18 protein-coding genes, 2 tRNA genes and 2 pseudogenes are annotated in these 15523 nt (G+C 48.3%); 14 read left to right on the plus strand and 8 right to left on the minus strand.

Annotated features, from left to right (window positions below; translation table 11 throughout):
• Nucleotides 1-61 precede the first annotated feature (61 nt).
• The 3 genes and pseudogenes from O3682_RS02735 to O3682_RS02745 all read right to left on the minus strand — a co-directional run bounded on the left by O3682_RS02735 (nt 62) and on the right by O3682_RS02745 (nt 3559).
• Nucleotides 62-1807 carry a ShlB/FhaC/HecB family hemolysin secretion/activation protein gene (locus O3682_RS02735; RefSeq protein WP_371508270.1) on the minus strand — a complete coding sequence of 582 codons (1746 nt, stop codon included), beginning with the start codon at nt 1805-1807 and terminating at the stop codon, nt 62-64.
• 374 nt (nt 1808-2181) lie between these two features.
• Nucleotides 2182-2421: pseudogene (locus tag O3682_RS02740) on the minus strand (transposase); the annotation flags it as partial.
• A gap of 151 nt (nt 2422-2572) precedes the next feature.
• On the minus strand, nt 2573-3559 hold the full coding sequence (locus O3682_RS02745; RefSeq protein WP_371508272.1) for a GlxA family transcriptional regulator: 987 nt from the start codon (nt 3557-3559) through the stop codon (nt 2573-2575).
• A gap of 97 nt (nt 3560-3656) precedes the next feature.
• Between O3682_RS02745 and O3682_RS02750 the strand changes: the two genes are divergently transcribed.
• Nucleotides 3657-4508 (plus strand): MBL fold metallo-hydrolase, encoded by an 852-nt coding sequence (locus O3682_RS02750; RefSeq protein WP_371508274.1) that lies wholly within the window; start codon nt 3657-3659, stop codon nt 4506-4508.
• An 83-nt stretch (nt 4509-4591) separates the two neighbouring features.
• On the opposite strand, the gene O3682_RS02755 is transcribed toward O3682_RS02750, so the two are convergent.
• Nucleotides 4592-5482 carry a LysR family transcriptional regulator gene (locus tag O3682_RS02755; RefSeq protein WP_371508276.1) on the minus strand — a complete coding sequence of 297 codons (891 nt, stop codon included), beginning with the start codon at nt 5480-5482 and terminating at the stop codon, nt 4592-4594.
• A 187-nt stretch (nt 5483-5669) separates the two neighbouring features.
• On the opposite strand from O3682_RS02755, the gene O3682_RS02760 reads away from it, so the two are divergent.
• The 4 genes from O3682_RS02760 (at nt 5670) to O3682_RS02775 (ending at nt 7530) form a co-directional block, all read left to right on the plus strand.
• Nucleotides 5670-6248 carry an NAD(P)H-dependent oxidoreductase gene (locus O3682_RS02760; RefSeq protein WP_049332393.1) on the plus strand — a complete coding sequence of 193 codons (579 nt, stop codon included), beginning with the start codon at nt 5670-5672 and terminating at the stop codon, nt 6246-6248.
• Complete coding sequence (locus O3682_RS02765; protein ID WP_371508278.1) at nt 6248-6523, plus strand: aldo/keto reductase; 276 nt, start codon at nt 6248-6250, stop codon at nt 6521-6523. The genes O3682_RS02760 and O3682_RS02765 overlap by 1 nt, the downstream gene beginning before the upstream one ends.
• A 78-nt stretch (nt 6524-6601) precedes the next feature.
• The gene (locus O3682_RS02770; protein WP_371508279.1) at nt 6602-7102 is read left to right on the plus strand and encodes an OsmC family protein; all 501 of its coding nucleotides are present in this window, start codon (nt 6602-6604) and stop codon (nt 7100-7102) included.
• 92 nt (nt 7103-7194) lie between these two features.
• Complete coding sequence (locus tag O3682_RS02775) at nt 7195-7530, plus strand: thioredoxin family protein (protein WP_371508281.1); 336 nt, start codon at nt 7195-7197, stop codon at nt 7528-7530.
• A gap of 45 nt (nt 7531-7575) precedes the next feature.
• Here the strand turns inward: O3682_RS02775 and O3682_RS02780 are convergent.
• Nucleotides 7576-7764, minus strand: a pseudogene (locus O3682_RS02780) (hypothetical protein); the annotation flags it as partial.
• 51 nt (nt 7765-7815) lie between these two features.
• Between O3682_RS02780 and O3682_RS02785 the strand changes: the two are divergent.
• Nucleotides 7816-7986, plus strand: coding sequence for a hypothetical protein (locus O3682_RS02785; RefSeq protein ID WP_371508282.1), 171 nt, complete (start codon nt 7816-7818; stop codon nt 7984-7986).
• A gap of 272 nt (nt 7987-8258) precedes the next feature.
• Here O3682_RS02785 and plsY read toward each other — a convergent pair whose 3' ends face one another.
• Nucleotides 8259-8870 (minus strand): glycerol-3-phosphate 1-O-acyltransferase PlsY, encoded by a 612-nt coding sequence (plsY, locus tag O3682_RS02790; RefSeq protein ID WP_063075428.1) that lies wholly within the window; start codon nt 8868-8870, stop codon nt 8259-8261.
• Between the two features lie 57 nt (nt 8871-8927).
• On the opposite strand from plsY, the gene folB reads away from it, so the two are divergent.
• The 3 genes from folB to O3682_RS02805 all read left to right on the plus strand — a co-directional run bounded on the left by folB (nt 8928) and on the right by O3682_RS02805 (nt 10593).
• The gene (gene folB / locus O3682_RS02795; RefSeq protein WP_063075429.1) at nt 8928-9278 is read left to right on the plus strand and encodes a dihydroneopterin aldolase; all 351 of its coding nucleotides are present in this window, start codon (nt 8928-8930) and stop codon (nt 9276-9278) included.
• Between the two features lie 45 nt (nt 9279-9323).
• Entirely contained in the window at nt 9324-9971 is a 648-nt protein-coding gene (locus tag O3682_RS02800) for a nuclease-related domain-containing protein (RefSeq protein ID WP_250579449.1), read from the plus strand.
• An 85-nt stretch (nt 9972-10056) separates the two neighbouring features.
• Complete coding sequence (locus tag O3682_RS02805; RefSeq protein ID WP_308881027.1) at nt 10057-10593, plus strand: NUDIX hydrolase; 537 nt, start codon at nt 10057-10059, stop codon at nt 10591-10593.
• Between the two features lie 70 nt (nt 10594-10663).
• Here the strand turns inward: O3682_RS02805 and O3682_RS02810 are convergent, their stop codons facing one another.
• A complete protein-coding gene (locus O3682_RS02810) occupies nt 10664-11302 on the minus strand; it encodes an alpha/beta hydrolase (protein WP_371508284.1) in 639 nt (212 codons plus the stop codon).
• 41 nt (nt 11303-11343) lie between these two features.
• Nucleotides 11344-12138, minus strand: coding sequence for a polyamine aminopropyltransferase (locus O3682_RS02815; RefSeq protein ID WP_371508285.1), 795 nt, complete (start codon nt 12136-12138; stop codon nt 11344-11346).
• A gap of 215 nt (nt 12139-12353) precedes the next feature.
• Between O3682_RS02815 and O3682_RS02820 the strand changes: the two genes are divergently transcribed.
• From O3682_RS02820 to O3682_RS02840, 5 genes are all read left to right on the plus strand, one after another.
• A tRNA-Thr gene (locus tag O3682_RS02820) sits at nt 12354-12429 on the plus strand.
• 36 nt (nt 12430-12465) lie between these two features.
• Nucleotides 12466-12541 (plus strand) — tRNA-Thr (locus tag O3682_RS02825).
• Nucleotides 12542-12667: 126 nt separating this feature from the next.
• Complete coding sequence (gene panB / locus O3682_RS02830; RefSeq protein ID WP_049333454.1) at nt 12668-13459, plus strand: 3-methyl-2-oxobutanoate hydroxymethyltransferase; 792 nt, start codon at nt 12668-12670, stop codon at nt 13457-13459.
• Between the two features lie 119 nt (nt 13460-13578).
• Complete coding sequence (gene panC / locus O3682_RS02835) at nt 13579-14415, plus strand: pantoate--beta-alanine ligase (RefSeq protein ID WP_371508287.1); 837 nt, start codon at nt 13579-13581, stop codon at nt 14413-14415.
• Nucleotides 14416-14483: 68 nt separating this feature from the next.
• Nucleotides 14484-15434, plus strand: a complete 951-nt coding sequence (locus O3682_RS02840; protein ID WP_371508288.1) for a DUF4424 family protein — start codon at nt 14484-14486, stop codon at nt 15432-15434.
• Nucleotides 15435-15523: the final 89 nt, after the last annotated feature.

Genomic DNA, 15523 nt, shown 5'->3' on the forward strand with positions numbered 1-15523 from the left:
CGTCCGTGTGGAAATGGGAAACAGGCAGCCCAAATGCAGGTGGTGCCCGTGTTTTCTCCGGTTAAAACGAATAGTTTAGGTTGAAGCCGAAAACGGCGGTACGTTTGCTAAAGCCTTGCGGTTTTTTAATCGGTTTGCCGACAAACAGGTCGTAATTCAGGCTGCCGCCTGCTTTGAACTGGCCGCGCAGGCCGGCGGCGGCGCCGATTAGGGTTTGGCCGAGCAGGTATTGCGCCGAGTCGCCGGAAACATGGCCGCCGTCTAGCGCCAGATAAAACTGGTGGGCAGCCTGAAAATACCAGCCGGCTTCGTTACGCCAGTACCAGCCGCGCTCGGCCGACAGTGAGCTTTCGCCGTCGAAGCCGCGCACGGTGTAGCGACCGCCGATGGCGATTTTGTCCAAAGGCGTCAGCGGGGTTTTATTCCACTGGGCATGCAGGGCGGTGTCATATACGAAGTGCTGCCGGCCGATTTGGAAGGGGTGGTTATAGCTGATGTCGGCAGTGATCACCTTCATTCTCGAAGTGCCTTCATCAAACACCTCTTCAGGGGCGGCAATGGCATCGGCCATGCCGGTGCCGCGCTTGTAGCCAAGGCCGATATCCAAAGTGCTGCGGCCGATGTATTCCTTGTGTTTTAGGCTCAACTGCCAACCGGCGGTTTTACGGCGCTGTACTTCGACTTCGGCATCATCGATAAAACTTTGGTTTTCTTTCTGCCACAGTTTGAAGCCGATATGGCTCTTGCGCCGCGCATCACGGTACAGCAGGCGGGTAAATCCGATGTCGCTGCTACGGCTTTTGCCGTTGTAGTCGTACACTTCATTGATACCCGCCACGGCTTGGTGGTAGCGGTAGTAGTTGTGGTTCCAGCTCCACAGCCAGTTGCCCGCAGGAACGGAATAGTGAAAGGCGTAGCTTTGGGTGCCGCCGGCGGTTTTTTTACCCTCGGAGTCGGTATGGGCGTCGGTATGGCCCAGATGGCGGCCGTAGGACAGATAAAACAGATCGCTTAAGCCGAAAGGGTTGTCGGCAGAGAAAGTCAGGCTGCCTTGGTATTTGCCGGTGGTTTTGCTGCCGGAGTCGTCCACACCGAGCGACAGGCGGTAGGGCAGCAGCCGCTGCCGCCAGGCAACAATGATGTCGCTTTCATCGGGTGCATCGGCGGGAACGATTTGAATATCGGCTTCCGCGGTGGGTACGCGCTTGAGATTTTCCAGCCCCTGCTCGATACGGCGCAGATTCAGAATATCGCCGCCTTTCAACGGAATTTCGTTTTGAAAGGCGGCAATGCGCGCGGCACGGGTTTGGTCGTTGTGCGAAGTATCAGTGCGAACCGAGCGCACTTTGCCGGGCAAAACGGTTAATTCCAAAGTTCCGCTGTTTAAATCCTGCGGTGCGGCCAAAATACGGGTAGTGGTATAGCCGTGGCCGATAACGGCGTTTTGTGCCGCAACCATAATGCGGTTGATGCCTTGCACACCCAAACATTGTCCGGATTGGAAGCCGGTTTCTTTCAAGGCTTTTTTAAGTGCAAACTGAAAACGGCCGGCAGCATCGCCGGTCAGGGTAACGGTATGAATGGGGAAACAGGGGGATTCGGCCGATTCGGCCGCAGACGGAGTAAGCGTACTTTGCCGCGTATCGTCCAAACGCACATCGACTTCGCGCTGCAGCTGCTGCTCCTGCTGCCAGCGTCGCATTTCCTGACGTCTGGATTCGCTTTCTTCAATGGTATCGGCAAGTGCAGCCTGAAAAGAAAAGGCTGCCAAAATAGCTAAACTCAGATGGGTGTGTATGGCGGACATAATGTTAAACCCAGTATATTTTTACTTGAAAATAAATTCACTAAATTTTACAAAATCATTGATAAAATGTCATTTCCATAACTTTATCTATAGATATCTGGCGCTGTTTACAGTATCTGAAGATTTCAAGAATGATACTGTGAAGCCTTATGGCAGCCTGAAAGGGTTGCGGTGTTTGAGATGTTGCCGGCGTATTTTTCTTAAGCTGTTGTGTAAAACACTGTTAGAGACCTTTGCAAAAAAGCCCTTCCCTCGACAACCGAAACCCAAACACAGGTTTTCGGCTGTTTCTCTCCCCCAATACCTCCTGATTTTACCCAAATGCCCCCTTAATCCTCCCCGGATACCTGATAATCAGGCATCCGGGCCACCTTTTAGGCACAAACAGGCACACTTAGCCTGTTGGCGGCTTTCAACAGGTTCAAACACATCGCCTTCAGATGGCTTTGCGCACTTACTTTGAGCAGACCGAAATAGGCTGCCCGGGCATAGCGGAATTTACGGTGTAACGTACCGAAGCTTTGTTCGACCACATAACGGGTCTTCGACAAATATCGGTTACGCTTCGTTTGAGCTTCCGCCAGCGGACGGTTGCGGCAGGCTTTTCGCATTATGTGGGGAAAATTAGATGGAAATTATTGGTGTGGGTAAGGGTGGGAAGGGTTTACCTGTTGAGGCCGTCTGAAAAGTACAGGCTGCTTTTTGGGTTTTCAGACGACCTCCAAAGCAGCCTGCACGCAGGTGTTTTGGATTGACTAACGCGAGCTATCTGCCAAATACTTTCCGCCAGGCATTCGGATTGATTTTAAACTTGGCTTTGAACTGTAAACGTAGGTTTGACGCGCTGCCGAAGCCGCTTTGTTCGGCGATGCGTTCTATCGGCAAATCCGTATTTTCCAACAAATCTTGTACCTGCCATAGCCGCTCTGTGGTGAGCCACTCACCGAAATTCATACCTGTAGCTTGGGCGAAATGACGGATAAAGGTACGGCGGGAAACGGCTAATTTTTTTGCCAAATCGTCCAAGCGGTATGGGGTGGCAAGGTTTTGGCGTAGTTCGTCCAATAAGTGATTGATTTTGTCATCGGCGGTACGACGTTCGACAGGTCGGTGGATAAACTGTGCCTGCCCGCCTTCACGGTGTGGTGCCGCAACCAAGGTACGAGCAAGGTCGTTGGCAACGGTTGCACCGTGGATTTTGCGGATGAGGTACAGGCAACAATCCAACCCGCCTGCCGCACCTGCCGATGTTAAAAAGTTGCCGTCTTCCGCATATAGGCGGTTGGTATCCAGATGAATTTTAGGGAAACGGCGGACAAAGTCGTCTTCGGCAAGCCAGTGGGTGGCGGCGGTTCTGCCGTCTAAAAGTCCTGTGTAGGCAAGGGCGTAAGAGCCGTAGCATAGGGCGACAATATGTGCACCACGTTTCGCTGCCCGCTGTAAATTCTCAGCCAGTTCCGGCGTCGGGGTTTCTTCAATGTTGCGCCAGCCTGCGATGACGATGATGTCGGCTTCTTCCGTCAAATCTAGGCCGCCGTGTATGGGAATGCTTGCGCCCAGTGCCGTGATGACGTCTTTGCTGTCATCGGAACAGATTTTCAGGTCAAAGAGTGGATTGTCCCGATAGGTCGTCTGAAAAACAGAAAAGGGAATGTTGAAGACAAAATCGTTCATGCCCGATTGAGCATATAGCACGATTTTGGGGACAGTTTGATTTTGGCGAAACTCGTTACGCTCGTTTTCAGACGACATTTTGGCACTATCCTTGCGTTTGTTGGTAATATTGCCTATTTTAGCCGATGTACCTGCTGCTTAAAATACGCTCCATGATTTTTTAAGGAGCAACATCATGAAATTCAAGCAATTTATTCTTGCCACTGTTTTGGGCGCGACAGCTTTTTCCGCTTGGGCAGACGATTCATACCAACATATCCGTAACGCTACCGCCAAGGTCGAATATGCGGGGCAGACGTTTTTGATTGACCCGTTTTTCGCCCCCAAGCATTCCATGAACGGCTTTGCCGGCACGTTCAATAACCAAGCCAAAATGCCGCTGGTCGGGCTACCGATGAGCGTGAATAAAATTTTGGACGGTGTGGATGCAGTTATCGTTACCCATACTCACGAAGACCATTGGGACGAAACCGCCGCACGTTCCATTCCGAAAAACCTGCCCGTATATGTGCAGCACCAAGCCGACGCGGCAAAAATCCGCGGCCAAGGCTTTACTGATGTACGCGTGTTGAACGGCAGCGCTGTCTTCAACGGCGTAACCATCAGCAAAACCAGCGGCGTACATGGCACAGAGGCCATGTATGCCAACCCGCAGCTAGCCGAAATCTTAGGCGATGCAATGGGTGTGGTATTCCAAAGCAGCGGACATAAAACCGCTTATATTATGGGTGATACTGTGTGGACGGCAGATGTAAACAAAGCATTGAACCGATACAAACCCGATTATCTGATTATGAACACAGGCTACGCGCTGATTTCAGGCATTTCAGACGGCATTATTATGGGGACGGCTGATGTATTAAAAGCCAGCCAAGTCATGCCTAAAGCCAAAATCATCACCGTACACATGGATACCGTGAATCATACCGCCGTCAGTCGCGCCGATATGCGTAAATTTATACGCGGTCAAGGCATTGAAAGCCGTGTGAACGTTCCGGAAGACGGAGAGACTGTGAGGCTAGATTGATAAGCGATCATCTTTTAAAGAGAATTTGCAAAAATACTGGAAAATTTGGCCTCTCTTTGTTATGAAAAAAGCCGTCTGAAATTTCAGACGGCTTTTACTTTTAACGCATCCACAATCAGCTTAAACACATTGGAATGCCCGCGGCGGCTGGGGTAATAGAGGTAAAGCGGTTCGTAAGTCATCGCATACTCAGGCAGCAGCTCGACCAGGTGCCCCGAATTGAGTGCATCCGCTACGCTCATATGTGCTATCCACGCAATGCCAAGTCCGTCTAAAACGGCTTGCAGACGTAGATGATTGTTGATGGAAAAGTGCGATTTTGGTGTGAACGTAATCAGCTCTTTTTTGTATTTGAATTCCCACTGCATCTCCGTGCCGTGTTCAGCGGAGAGTTTTATGCCGATAAGGCGGTGCTGTTGCAGATCATCAATATTTTTCGGCGAACCGTGTTGTGCCAAATAATCGGGCGAGGCAACCAATACCATTTTGAGCGGTGCGGAAATTGGCACCGCAATCATCTCTTTCGCTACCTTGTTACCTAACCGAACGCCCATATCAAATCCTTCTTTCACAATATCTGCCCAACGATCGTCCACCACGATTTCCAAGCGGATTTTCGGGTATTGGTTCAAAATCGGCTTTAATTTTGGATACAACACGGCTTCCGCTGCCATCGCCGGGGCGTTGATGCGAATCAATCCCGATGGCGTATTCAAAAAATCATTTAATGCATCGACTTCTTGGTTTATGGCTTGATAAAGTGGGAAAAGTTGGTCGAAAAGCTGTTGCCCGGCTTCGGTCAGCGACACATTGCGTGTAGTGCGGTTGAACAGACGCAGGTTCAGCCGCGTTTCTAAATTTTTCATGCTATGGCTCAACGCCGAAGAAGAAATCCCTAAAAGCTGTCCCGCTTTTACAAAACTCTGTGTTTGCGCCAACGTCAAAAAATAATTCAGTTCGTTAAAGTTTTGCATTTTCTCTTTAAAGTCTCTTTTATTAGTGAATTTAATTCATTACATAATAAAGCCAAACCCTATTGATCTCAATAAAAACAAATCATAAAATGACTGCATTTTCATGATAGTAAACAGAAGACAGTATCCGTAAACATCACATCCCTTTTTTTCCCTTTTTTATAAATTATTTATTCTAGGAGTAAAAATGAACATTTTATTATTAAACGGTGGTAAAGAATTCGGCCATTCGCATGGTGAGTTAAACCACACGCTTCACAAAAAAGCAAAAGAAGTTTTGACCGCACTTGGACATAATGTAAAAGAAACTGTGATTGATGCTGGCTATGATGTTGAGGCAGAAATCGAAAAATTCTTGTGGATGGATGCCGTGATTTGGCAGATGCCTGTTTGGTGGATGCACGAGCCTTGGACAGTGAAGAAATACATAGACGAAGTATTTATCGCTGGACACGGCAAGCTTTACCACAGTGATGGCCGTCATCGTGTCAGCCCGACCGAAGGCTTCGGTACAGGTGGTTTATTGCAGGGCAAAAAACACATGCTTTCGCTTACTTGGAATGCGCCGATTGAAGCGTTCACCCGTGAAGGCGACTTCTTTGAAGGCAAAGATGTGGATGCTGTGTACATGCCTTTCCACAAACTCAACGAGTTCATCGGTTTGACCCGTCTACCGACATTTACATGTAACGATGTAGTTAAAAATCCACAAGTAGAACAATACTTCGCAGACTACCAAGCACATTTGAAAAAAGTGTTCGGTTAATGATAAAACATCAACTTGAAGCGGTGGGCTTTTGCCCACCATTTTGTCAGTCGCTAATTGGTACGAAATATGGCAAATCCGTGGCGCAAGTGATTACCCGCTGGCTGGTGGAACGCGACATCATCGTGGTGGCAAAATCCACCAAACCCGAACGCATGGCGGAAAACTTGAACGTCTTTGATTTTGCGCTTAGAAATGAAGACAAAGCTGAAATTGCCAAACTGGACGGCACGTTCGCCGCCATCGTCAATCACGACACGGTGTGGATAATTTGAAGCGCATCTCCGCGTGGAAAATGGGCGTGTAAGTGTAGCGAAAAACCATCTGCAATTCATCATATGAAAGGACAAAACATGATTAACGGGTTAGATATCGAACGTTTCCGAACCACCATGGCAACGGTTGAAAACGACCATACAAAAGGCAAGGCAGCATTACGCGCCGATTCGCGCTGGGTATCCGGCACGAAGAACGAAATCTCCGTGCGCCGCTTCCCTGCCTTTACCACAGACGAACCGAAAAACATGGGCGGTGAAAACGCCGCCCCAAGTCCGATGGAATACCTGATCGGCGCTGCTGCAGGCTGCTGCTCCATAGGTTTCGAGTTGCAAGCAGCACAGGCAGGCGTGAAACTGGAACAGTTTGAAATATCCGCAAGGGGCGGTATCGACATGGCCAAACTGTTCGGCATGGAAGATGGCTACGGTGGACTGGATAATCTGGTGCTAACCGTAAAAGTAAAAGCCGACGCCGACCTTCCTACCCTGCAAAATTTTGCCGACCGCTCCGCCGCCACCTCACCAGTGTTGAACAGCCTGAAAGCGCGGGCAAAAGTGGTTGTGGAAAAAATCTAGACGACTCAAAACGTTTTCTTGTTTTCATTTCGTTAAAATCCCCTTTTCTGGACAACTAGAAAAGGGCTTAATCGCTCAAAGGAGTACATGTCATGCAACAACTGCACACTTTGAAAGACATCGAACAGGCCATCGCCACACACCCTTTAGTATCACTGTACATCAAAGCCCCAATCTGCGGTGTTTGTATGGTCGTGGGCGCCCAGCTTGACTCAGCTTTGGCGGAGGAAGGAAATGTGTATGCCGTAAAAGCCGATATTGCTGAAATACCCGAAATGGCCGGACGTTTCCACGTGCTGACCGTACCTGCATGGCTGCTGTTTTATCAAGGCAAGGAAGTAGAACGGATGGCCCGCTTTATCCCTCAGGCACAGATGAAACAGACATTGGCAAAATGGACAAAAGTAGCAGAAAGCGGGCATCAGTAACCGGTCTATCAATGTTTCAGACGCCCTATCAGGCTACCTGAACCCTCAAAATCCCCCCCCGTTCCGCTTCCCTTCCAGCATTTCCCACCGCTCCAATTTTTCCAGCAGCAGCGTTTCGATTTCCTCCGCGCGCGCTTGTAGGTGGCCGGCTTTTTCGTAGTCTTTGAAGATTTCGGGGTCGGAAAGTTGGGCGTTTAAATCGGCTTGTTCGGCTTCCAGCGCGGCGATTACATCTCGGCAGACAACCCGCACTGGGCATCACAGCGGTGGATTGAGCGCATCCATATGGCGCAAGCCTTCGCCGACTGTGTCAACCGCCACGGCGGCGATGCCAGCGTTGTGCGCCTGCCCGACATCGGCATACGCGGCAACAGCCATTTCGCCTTTGCCGAAGCAAATAACGTGGAAATCGCTGATTTGCTGGAAAACTGGTTGGTGGAAAAAGGATTGAAATAAGAGCAAATAAAGGGTTGGCTCTTAAAAGCAATTCATACAAATTCTGCACTAATTGTGTAAAATATAGGGCTATTATTATCCAATTGCGTGTACTATTTTTACGTATTTCAAATAATTATTTTGATTTTATTCTATAATATATTGAAAATATTGTAATTTTATTTTTGCGGTTTATATTATATAGAAACAACCCTTTTAATCATTGAGTAATATAAAAGGCCGTCTGAAAAATATACTTTCAGACGGCCTTTTATTTGAATGTATCTACGCTTTTAAGATTTTCCGGCTTTATCTCCGATTTTGCTTTCTTTGCCTTGAATCAGGTTTTGAATATTGCTTTTATGGCGGTACAACACCAATGCGGCAATGAATACGGTTGCCCATGCCCAAGAGGCGTGTGGCATCATGAAGAAGGCGAAGATGGGGGCGCAGACGGTGGCGACCAGTGCAGCGAGAGAGGATACTTTGAAACCGAACGCCATAACCAGCCAGATCAAGGCGCAGAGCAGGGCGGTTGCGGGGGAGAGGGCGAGTAAGACGCCTAATGCGGTGGCTACGCCTTTGCCACCTTTAAAATTGAAAAATATTGGCCACATATGACCGACCAATGCGGCGATGGCAACCAGGGCTATCGTTGCATCAGATAAATTTAAAGCATCTTGCAGACAGCGTGCCAAGATGACGGCAACCAAGCCTTTTACTGCATCGCCGAGCAGGGTCAGTGCGGCTGCTTTTTTCTTACCGCTGCGCAAGACGTTGGTGGCACCAGGGTTGCCGGAGCCGTAAGTGCGCGGATCGTCCATGCCGTAATATTTTGATACGATGACGGCAAAAGACAGGGAGCCGATAAGATAGGCGGCAATAATGGCGAGTACATTGAACATTTTGGGTGCTTTACTTAAAATGGGAACGGTTATTCTATCAAAAAAACGGACAGGCAAATGGATAAAATCTTTTTGTACGGCATGAAGGCCGATACTTTAATCGGCGTATATGATTGGGAACGCGAGCGTAAACAGACTTTGATTTTGGATTTGGAAATCAGTGTTCCCGAGCGTACCGGCACGAGCGACGATATCGGCGACACCATTCATTATGGCGAAGTATGCGAAGTCGTACGCCGCAGCCTTGCCGAACAGGATTTTTTACTGCTGGAAACTTTGGCGGAACATATCGCCCAATTGATTTTAAATGATTTTGGTGCGGCCAAAGTGCGTGTCCGTATTGTGAAACCGGGTATCTTGCCAGATGTGGCCCAGGTCGGTATTGAGATTGAACGCACTCGGGAATAACCATAAATATATAAATTTTTAGTTTTAAATAAAAAAGAAAACGTCATGATTGAACAAATATTGGGAAGTATGTCAGGTATATTTTGGATTTTTCTGATCATTATTCCTTTGCTTTTATTAAAAGCACTGTTGAAAAATCCTAAAATAAAGGGAAGTATGGGAGAAATAGCAGTTCGTTCTGTAATTGGAAAAAATTTAGATGAGAAAACTTATTTTGAGTTTCACGATTTAATTATTCCATCTCGAGATGGTACGACACAAATTGATCATATTTATGTCTCAATTTTTGGGATATTTGTGATAGAAACTAAAAATTACACAGGCTGGATTTTTGGTAGTGAAAAACAATCTAAATGGACGCAAATCATCTATAAACAGAAACATTATTTCCAAAATCCGTTGCGTCAGAATTATGCTCATATCAAAGCATTGTCAGAACTATTGCAATTTCCTGAGGAGAAGTTTCATTCAATGGTAGTTTTCTTAGGTGATTGTGAGTTGAAATCGAAAATGCCACCAAATGTTTGCCGTATTAGGCAGGCGGCGGCTTATATTAAGAATTTTCAGACGGCCTTATTGCTTCCTCATGAGGTAGAGGCAATAGTTGCTGTATTGTCTTCAAGTGACTACCAAGCAAATAGTGAAAAGCTGCGAACACATACGGAGCGTTTGCAACAACGACATCAGCGGTAACTATTAGAAAAGGCATCCTCTGAGTTTATTTCTGTAAAATTTCAGACGGCCTTTAATATTTAATAATTTGGAAATGAGGTAAAAAATGGATTTGAAAGAAACTAAATTAAGCAGCGAGCCAATCTACGAAGGTTCTTTTGTTACTATCAGTCGCGATCGGGTTCGCCTGCCCAACGGCAATGAAAGCCAACGGGTTGTGATCCGCCATCCGGGTGCTGCGTGTGTATTGGCTGAAACGGAAGACGGCAAAGTTGTTTTGGTACGCCAATGGCGTTATGCCGCCGATCAGGCGACGTTGGAATTGCCGGCGGGTAAATTGGATGTGGCAGATGAAGATCCTGCCGAATGCGCTTTGCGTGAGTTGGCGGAAGAAACGCCATATGTCGCCGACAGTGTCAAACTGTTGTACTCCTTTTATACTGCAGTCGGTTTTTGCGATGAAAAAATGTATCTCTACCAAGCGCAAGGCGTGCGTTTGGGTAGTGAATTGAGCAATGATGAGGATGAAATTACTGAAACCGTCTTGATGAGCAAGGAAGAAGTACGCGCTGCATTGGCAAACGATGAAATCAAAGATGGTAAAACTTTGATTGGTTTGCAGTATTGGTTGACTCAGAATTGATATGTTAAGATACAAACAAGGCCGTCTGAAAAAGCTTTCAGACGGCCTTGTTTTATTTTGTAGCCGGATTTTAGCCTAATAAAGCCGGTGCAAACCGTGTGATTGTATCGCGTAAAACGATGAGTTTGCCGTGGAAGAAGTGGGATGAGCCGGCAATGGTTACAACCGGCAGGCCTTGTGGTTCTGCCCATGTCAGGGCTTTGTTGATTTCGACAACTTCGTCTTCCGCGCCATGAATCATCAATGTTTTGGCGACATCGGGAACGTCGGATGGTTCCGGGCGGTCGGTGTAGTGATGGACGGCTGCGCCCATCAGCAACAGCAAATCAGGCGTGCGTTCTTGGGCGGCAAAGGTGGAAACGTAGCCGCCGAATGAGAAACCTGCCAGGGCGAATTGCGGTGCGTCTGGATGTTGTGCGCGGGCGTAGTCGATAACGGCAATACAGTCTTGCGTTTCGCCGCAGCCGTAATCGTGTTCGCCTTCGCTATTGCCTACGCCGCGCAAATTGGGCAGGTAGCAATGGAAACCGAGTTGGCTGAGGGCTTTGGCGGCGGTTTGGATGACTTTGTTGGTGTTGGTGCCGCCTTGCAGGGGATTGGGGTGGTTGATGACGGCAACGCCGCGGGCGGATTCTTGTGTGCTTGGCAGGTAGATGGTTTCCAGCGAACCGGCCGGGCCGGGGATTTGAATGATGTCGGGTTTGAGCATGAGTGTGTCCTTGTTTGTTTTTTCAGACGGCCTGAAGCGGTTTACAGATAAAAAGTCTTGCCGTTGTTTTGATTGTTGGCTTTCAAATCAGCAAGCATTCGTTTGAAGTCCAAGCCGTATTTTTCGCTTAATTTTTCGGCGCGTTTTTTTAAGTTGTCGATATTTTGTTCTTTAGGGCTGCTTTGGAACGCCATGACGGCTACGTTGCCGTGGCTTTCGGCAGGCAGCTCGAGTACGCGGCCGTCAAAGACGTTGAGCAGGCGTTCGACAAAGCGTTGGTAACGCTGGTCGCCGCTCCACCAGTTGGTGACAAATACGCCGTCTGGAGAGAGGGCGTTGCGGCAGTCTTGGAAGAAGGGCTCTTCCACCAAAGCGTCGATAATCTGTTCGCCGTCAAAACCATCTACCAAAATCACATCGGTATTGTGGCGGAACACTTTAATATATTCCGCACCATCCGCCTCGATAATTTCAAAATTTTCGCCTTCGTGCGGCAATTCAAATAGGCTGCGCGCCACGGCGATGACTTGCGGATTGATGTCAATGGCGGTTTGCTTGGTATCGGGCAGGTAGCTGTCTATCCAACGGGCAAACGAGCCGCCGCCCAAGCCGATTTGGGTGATGTGTTTGGGCGGGGTTTCTGCAAACAGCAGCCAACCCATCATGGCACGGCTGTACGACAACACCAGCTCGGACGGATGATCGACATTCATAGAGCTTTGAATGGTGTCGCTGCCCAAGTGCAGGGAACGGATATTGCCTTCTTCGGAAATGCCGACTTCGGGCAGATGGGATTTGGCTGGGCGTAGGCGGCGGTAAGGATGGCGGGGTGGCATGGGTGCAGACGAAAGATGTAAAAGGTGTTATTTTAACAGAAACCATGATGTTTTGCGCTGGGGCGGTTTTCAGACGGCCTTTGAGTGTGTTGGATGGAAAGATAAAGCAGGTATTTAATTTTCTTTAAAATCATTGGTTTTTATAATTTCTTGAGTAACTTTGTTTTAAAATACTTGCCAAAATGGGAACTTATCGGCATAATGCCGACTTCCTTGCCGGTATAGCTCAGTTGGTAGAGCACCTGACTTGTAATCAGGGGGTCCCGAGTTCGACTCTTGGTGCCGGCACCAGTTAAAGACTGATGGTGCCGCAAGGCATTTCAGTAAGCCGGTATAGCTCAGTTGGTAGAGCACCTGACTTGTAATCAGGGGGTCCCGAGTTCGACTCTTGGTGCCGGCACCAATTAAAAGCCCGATTGTGAAAGCAGTCGGGCTTTTTGCTTATGCTTTGATATTTTAAAAGCAGACCTTATAATACCGCGTTTCCATTACAACAAAGGGCCGCCCACCGGGCAGAACACACAACACCATGATTACCGTAAACACTTTGCAAAAAATGAAAGCAGAGGGCGAAAAAATCGCCATGCTGACCGCTTATGAATCCAGCTTTGCCGCGCTGATGGACAATGCCGGCGTAGATGTATTGCTGGTCGGCGATTCTTTGGGTATGGCGGTGCAAGGTCGTCAGTCCACTTTGCCGGTGAGCTTGCAGGATATGTGCTACCACACTGAATGCGTGGCTCGCGGTACTAAAAATGCCATGATTGTCAGCGATTTGCCGTTTGGCGCGTATCAGCAGAGCAAAGAGCAGGCATTTGCGGCAGCGGCAGAGTTGATGGCGGCCGGCGCACATATGGTCAAGCTCGAAGGCGGTGTCTGGATGGCGGAGACCACTGAATTTCTGCAAATGCGCGGTATCCCTGTTTGCGCCCACATCGGCCTGACTCCGCAATCCGTGTTTGCATTCGGCGGCTATAAAGTTCAAGGCCGAGGCGACAAGGCGGAAGCGTTGCTCAATGACGCCAAAGCGCATGATGCGGCAGGTGCAGCAATCGTATTGATGGAATGCGTCCCTGCAGAGTTGGCGAAAAAAGTGACCGAGACAGTTTCTTGCCCAACCATCGGTATTGGCGCAGGCGTGGATTGCGACGGTCAGGTTTTGGTGATGCACGATATGCTCGGCATTTTCCCCGGTAAAACCGCAAAATTCGTGAAAAACTTTATGCAGGGCAAAGACAGCGTTCAAGCTGCGGTCAAAGCCTATGTGGACGAAGTCAAAGCAAAAACGTTCCCATCTGTCGAACATACGTTTGCCGGATAAAATAAAAACCAGGCCGTCTGAAACTTATTTCAGACGGCCTTTTTGATGAATAAAAGCGTATAATCGGCGCGTGATTTCCGTTGATGAAACGGCGGAAAAGATAAAGGATTTTTCAAACCATGCAAATTATTCATACGATTAAAGAATTGCGCGAGTGGCGCAAAACTGCCGGAAAAGTGGCATTTGTGCCGACCATGGGCAATCTGCACGAAGGCCATCTTGCGCTGGTGCGCGAAGCGAAAAAACGTGCCGATAACGTTGTGGTCAGCATTTTTGTCAACCGCCTGCAATTCGGACAAGGCGAAGATTTCGACAAATATCCGCGCACTTTGCAACAAGATGCCGACAAATTGGCAGGCGAGGGAGTTGCCGTCGTATTTGCGCCTGATGAAAAAGAGCTGTATCCGAATGTGGAACAGCGTTTCAATGTCGAGCCTCCGCACCTGCAAAACGAATTGTGCGGCAAATTCCGTCCGGGCCATTTCCGCGGCGTTGCGACCGTTGTGACCAAGTTGTTCAATATTGTTCAACCCGATACCGCCTGTTTTGGCAAAAAAGACTATCAGCAGCTGGCGATTATCAAAGGCTTTGTCGAAGACTTGAATTTCAATATCGAAATCGTCCCGGTCGACACCGGCCGCGCTTCAGACGGCCTGGCACTTTCCAGCCGCAACCAATATTTGAGCGAAGCAGAGCGTGCAGAAGCGCCCCGCCTCTATCAAGAGTTGCAAAACATTGCTGCCGCCCTGAAAAACGGCAATCTGGATTATGCCCAACTTGAGGCCGAATGTATCCGCCGTTTGAGCGATGCCGGCTGGGTGGTTGATTACGTTGAAATCCGCCATGCGCACAGTTTGGCAGTGGCTCATGTTGGCGATAAAGAATTGGTGGTGCTTGCCGCCGCCCGTTTGGGTACCACACGCCTGATTGATAATTTGGAAGTGGCTTTGGTTTAAAACCAAGCTGCTGTTAAAGGCCGTCTGAAACCTGTTTTTCAGACGGCCTGTTTCAAAGGGGTTAAATCATGAAACAAAAAGCTTTAATCTTGCTTTTTCTGCTGGCTGGGGCCGCTCATGCCAATGACAGTATGGGTACGGTCAGTACAAGCGGCATCAAATATCTGAAAAATCCGCATATCGATATGCAGAGCGAAGATTTGCACATCAGCGAAAAGCAAATCCGCGTACATTACAAGTTTAAAAATACTACAGCGCAAGACATTACCGAGACGGTTCTTTTTCCTTTGCCCATCGTTCCTGCGGTCACAGTTTCCGACTTTGCCGATACCAAGGGCTTGGTGGACAGCTTCCGCATTTACGTCGACGGCAAATTTGTCCGCCCGCAAACCCACGTACGTGCCTATTTTGAACGGAGTAACGGCTCGTTGGTAGATGTGACCTCCGACTTGAAAAAATGTGGTTTGAGCGATCAGGAGTTGATGCACCCGTGGACACAAAACAAAGATGCCGAAAAGCTCAATAAGAAAATTCGTACTTGCAGCTCGCCTAAAATCAAATCCTTGCTTCCAGCCAGCGAATCAAACATAGTGGGCTGGACGTCTTGGTCGTCGCAGATTATTTACATCTGGAAGCAAACCTTTAAAGCCAACGCTGTAACCGAAATCAAACACCAATACACCCCGTTGATTGGTGGCAGCTTCCTACCTTCGCTCAAAGCCAAAGACAGCAAAGCATTCATAGATGAGTACTGTATGGATGAAAACTTTCTTAAAAACTTTAAAACTGTGGAAGAAGGTTCAAAGGTCTATCACCATTTAGGCTATGTTCTGACTACGGGCGCCAACTGGGCAAAACCCATCGGTAAATTCACCTTAACCATAGACCGCGAGCCCAATACAGTGATTTCGCTTTGTTGGGACAAATCCTTGCGCAAAGTAGGGCCGAACCGCTTCCAAGCAGTCAAAGAAAATTTCCTGCCGAAGAAAGACTTAGATATTATTTTCGTTTATGACTAATCTTATTCGGCATACATAAAAGGCCGTCTGAAACCTTATTTTAGGTTTTCAGACGGCCTTTTGTTACAATAACGCTTTTGCGTTTCTAA

The sequence above is a fragment of the Neisseria sp. 27098_8_112 genome (assembly GCF_041433235.1).
GTDB lineage: Bacteria > Pseudomonadota > Gammaproteobacteria > Burkholderiales > Neisseriaceae > Neisseria.

Bases quoted from the DNA above. Each gene is read 5' to 3' on its own strand.
- O3682_RS02735 (WP_371508270.1), bottom strand. From the start codon at position 1,807: ATGTCCGCCATACACACCCATCTGAGTTTAGCTATTTTGGCAGCCTTT.
- O3682_RS02745 (WP_371508272.1), bottom strand. From the start codon at position 3,559: ATGTCGTCTGAAAACGAGCGTAACGAGTTTCGCCAAAATCAAACTGTC.
- O3682_RS02750 (WP_371508274.1), top strand. From the start codon at position 3,657: ATGAAATTCAAGCAATTTATTCTTGCCACTGTTTTGGGCGCGACAGCT.
- O3682_RS02755 (WP_371508276.1), bottom strand. From the start codon at position 5,482: ATGCAAAACTTTAACGAACTGAATTATTTTTTGACGTTGGCGCAAACA.
- O3682_RS02760 (WP_049332393.1), top strand. From the start codon at position 5,670: ATGAACATTTTATTATTAAACGGTGGTAAAGAATTCGGCCATTCGCAT.
- O3682_RS02765 (WP_371508278.1), top strand. From the start codon at position 6,248: ATGATAAAACATCAACTTGAAGCGGTGGGCTTTTGCCCACCATTTTGT.
- O3682_RS02770 (WP_371508279.1), top strand. From the start codon at position 6,602: ATGATTAACGGGTTAGATATCGAACGTTTCCGAACCACCATGGCAACG.
- O3682_RS02775 (WP_371508281.1), top strand. From the start codon at position 7,195: ATGCAACAACTGCACACTTTGAAAGACATCGAACAGGCCATCGCCACA.
- O3682_RS02785 (WP_371508282.1), top strand. From the start codon at position 7,816: ATGGCGCAAGCCTTCGCCGACTGTGTCAACCGCCACGGCGGCGATGCC.
- plsY (WP_063075428.1), bottom strand. From the start codon at position 8,870: ATGTTCAATGTACTCGCCATTATTGCCGCCTATCTTATCGGCTCCCTG.
- folB (WP_063075429.1), top strand. From the start codon at position 8,928: ATGGATAAAATCTTTTTGTACGGCATGAAGGCCGATACTTTAATCGGC.
- O3682_RS02800 (WP_250579449.1), top strand. From the start codon at position 9,324: ATGATTGAACAAATATTGGGAAGTATGTCAGGTATATTTTGGATTTTT.
- O3682_RS02805 (WP_308881027.1), top strand. From the start codon at position 10,057: ATGGATTTGAAAGAAACTAAATTAAGCAGCGAGCCAATCTACGAAGGT.
- O3682_RS02810 (WP_371508284.1), bottom strand. From the start codon at position 11,302: ATGCTCAAACCCGACATCATTCAAATCCCCGGCCCGGCCGGTTCGCTG.
- O3682_RS02815 (WP_371508285.1), bottom strand. From the start codon at position 12,138: ATGCCACCCCGCCATCCTTACCGCCGCCTACGCCCAGCCAAATCCCAT.
- panB (WP_049333454.1), top strand. From the start codon at position 12,668: ATGATTACCGTAAACACTTTGCAAAAAATGAAAGCAGAGGGCGAAAAA.
- panC (WP_371508287.1), top strand. From the start codon at position 13,579: ATGCAAATTATTCATACGATTAAAGAATTGCGCGAGTGGCGCAAAACT.
- O3682_RS02840 (WP_371508288.1), top strand. From the start codon at position 14,484: ATGAAACAAAAAGCTTTAATCTTGCTTTTTCTGCTGGCTGGGGCCGCT.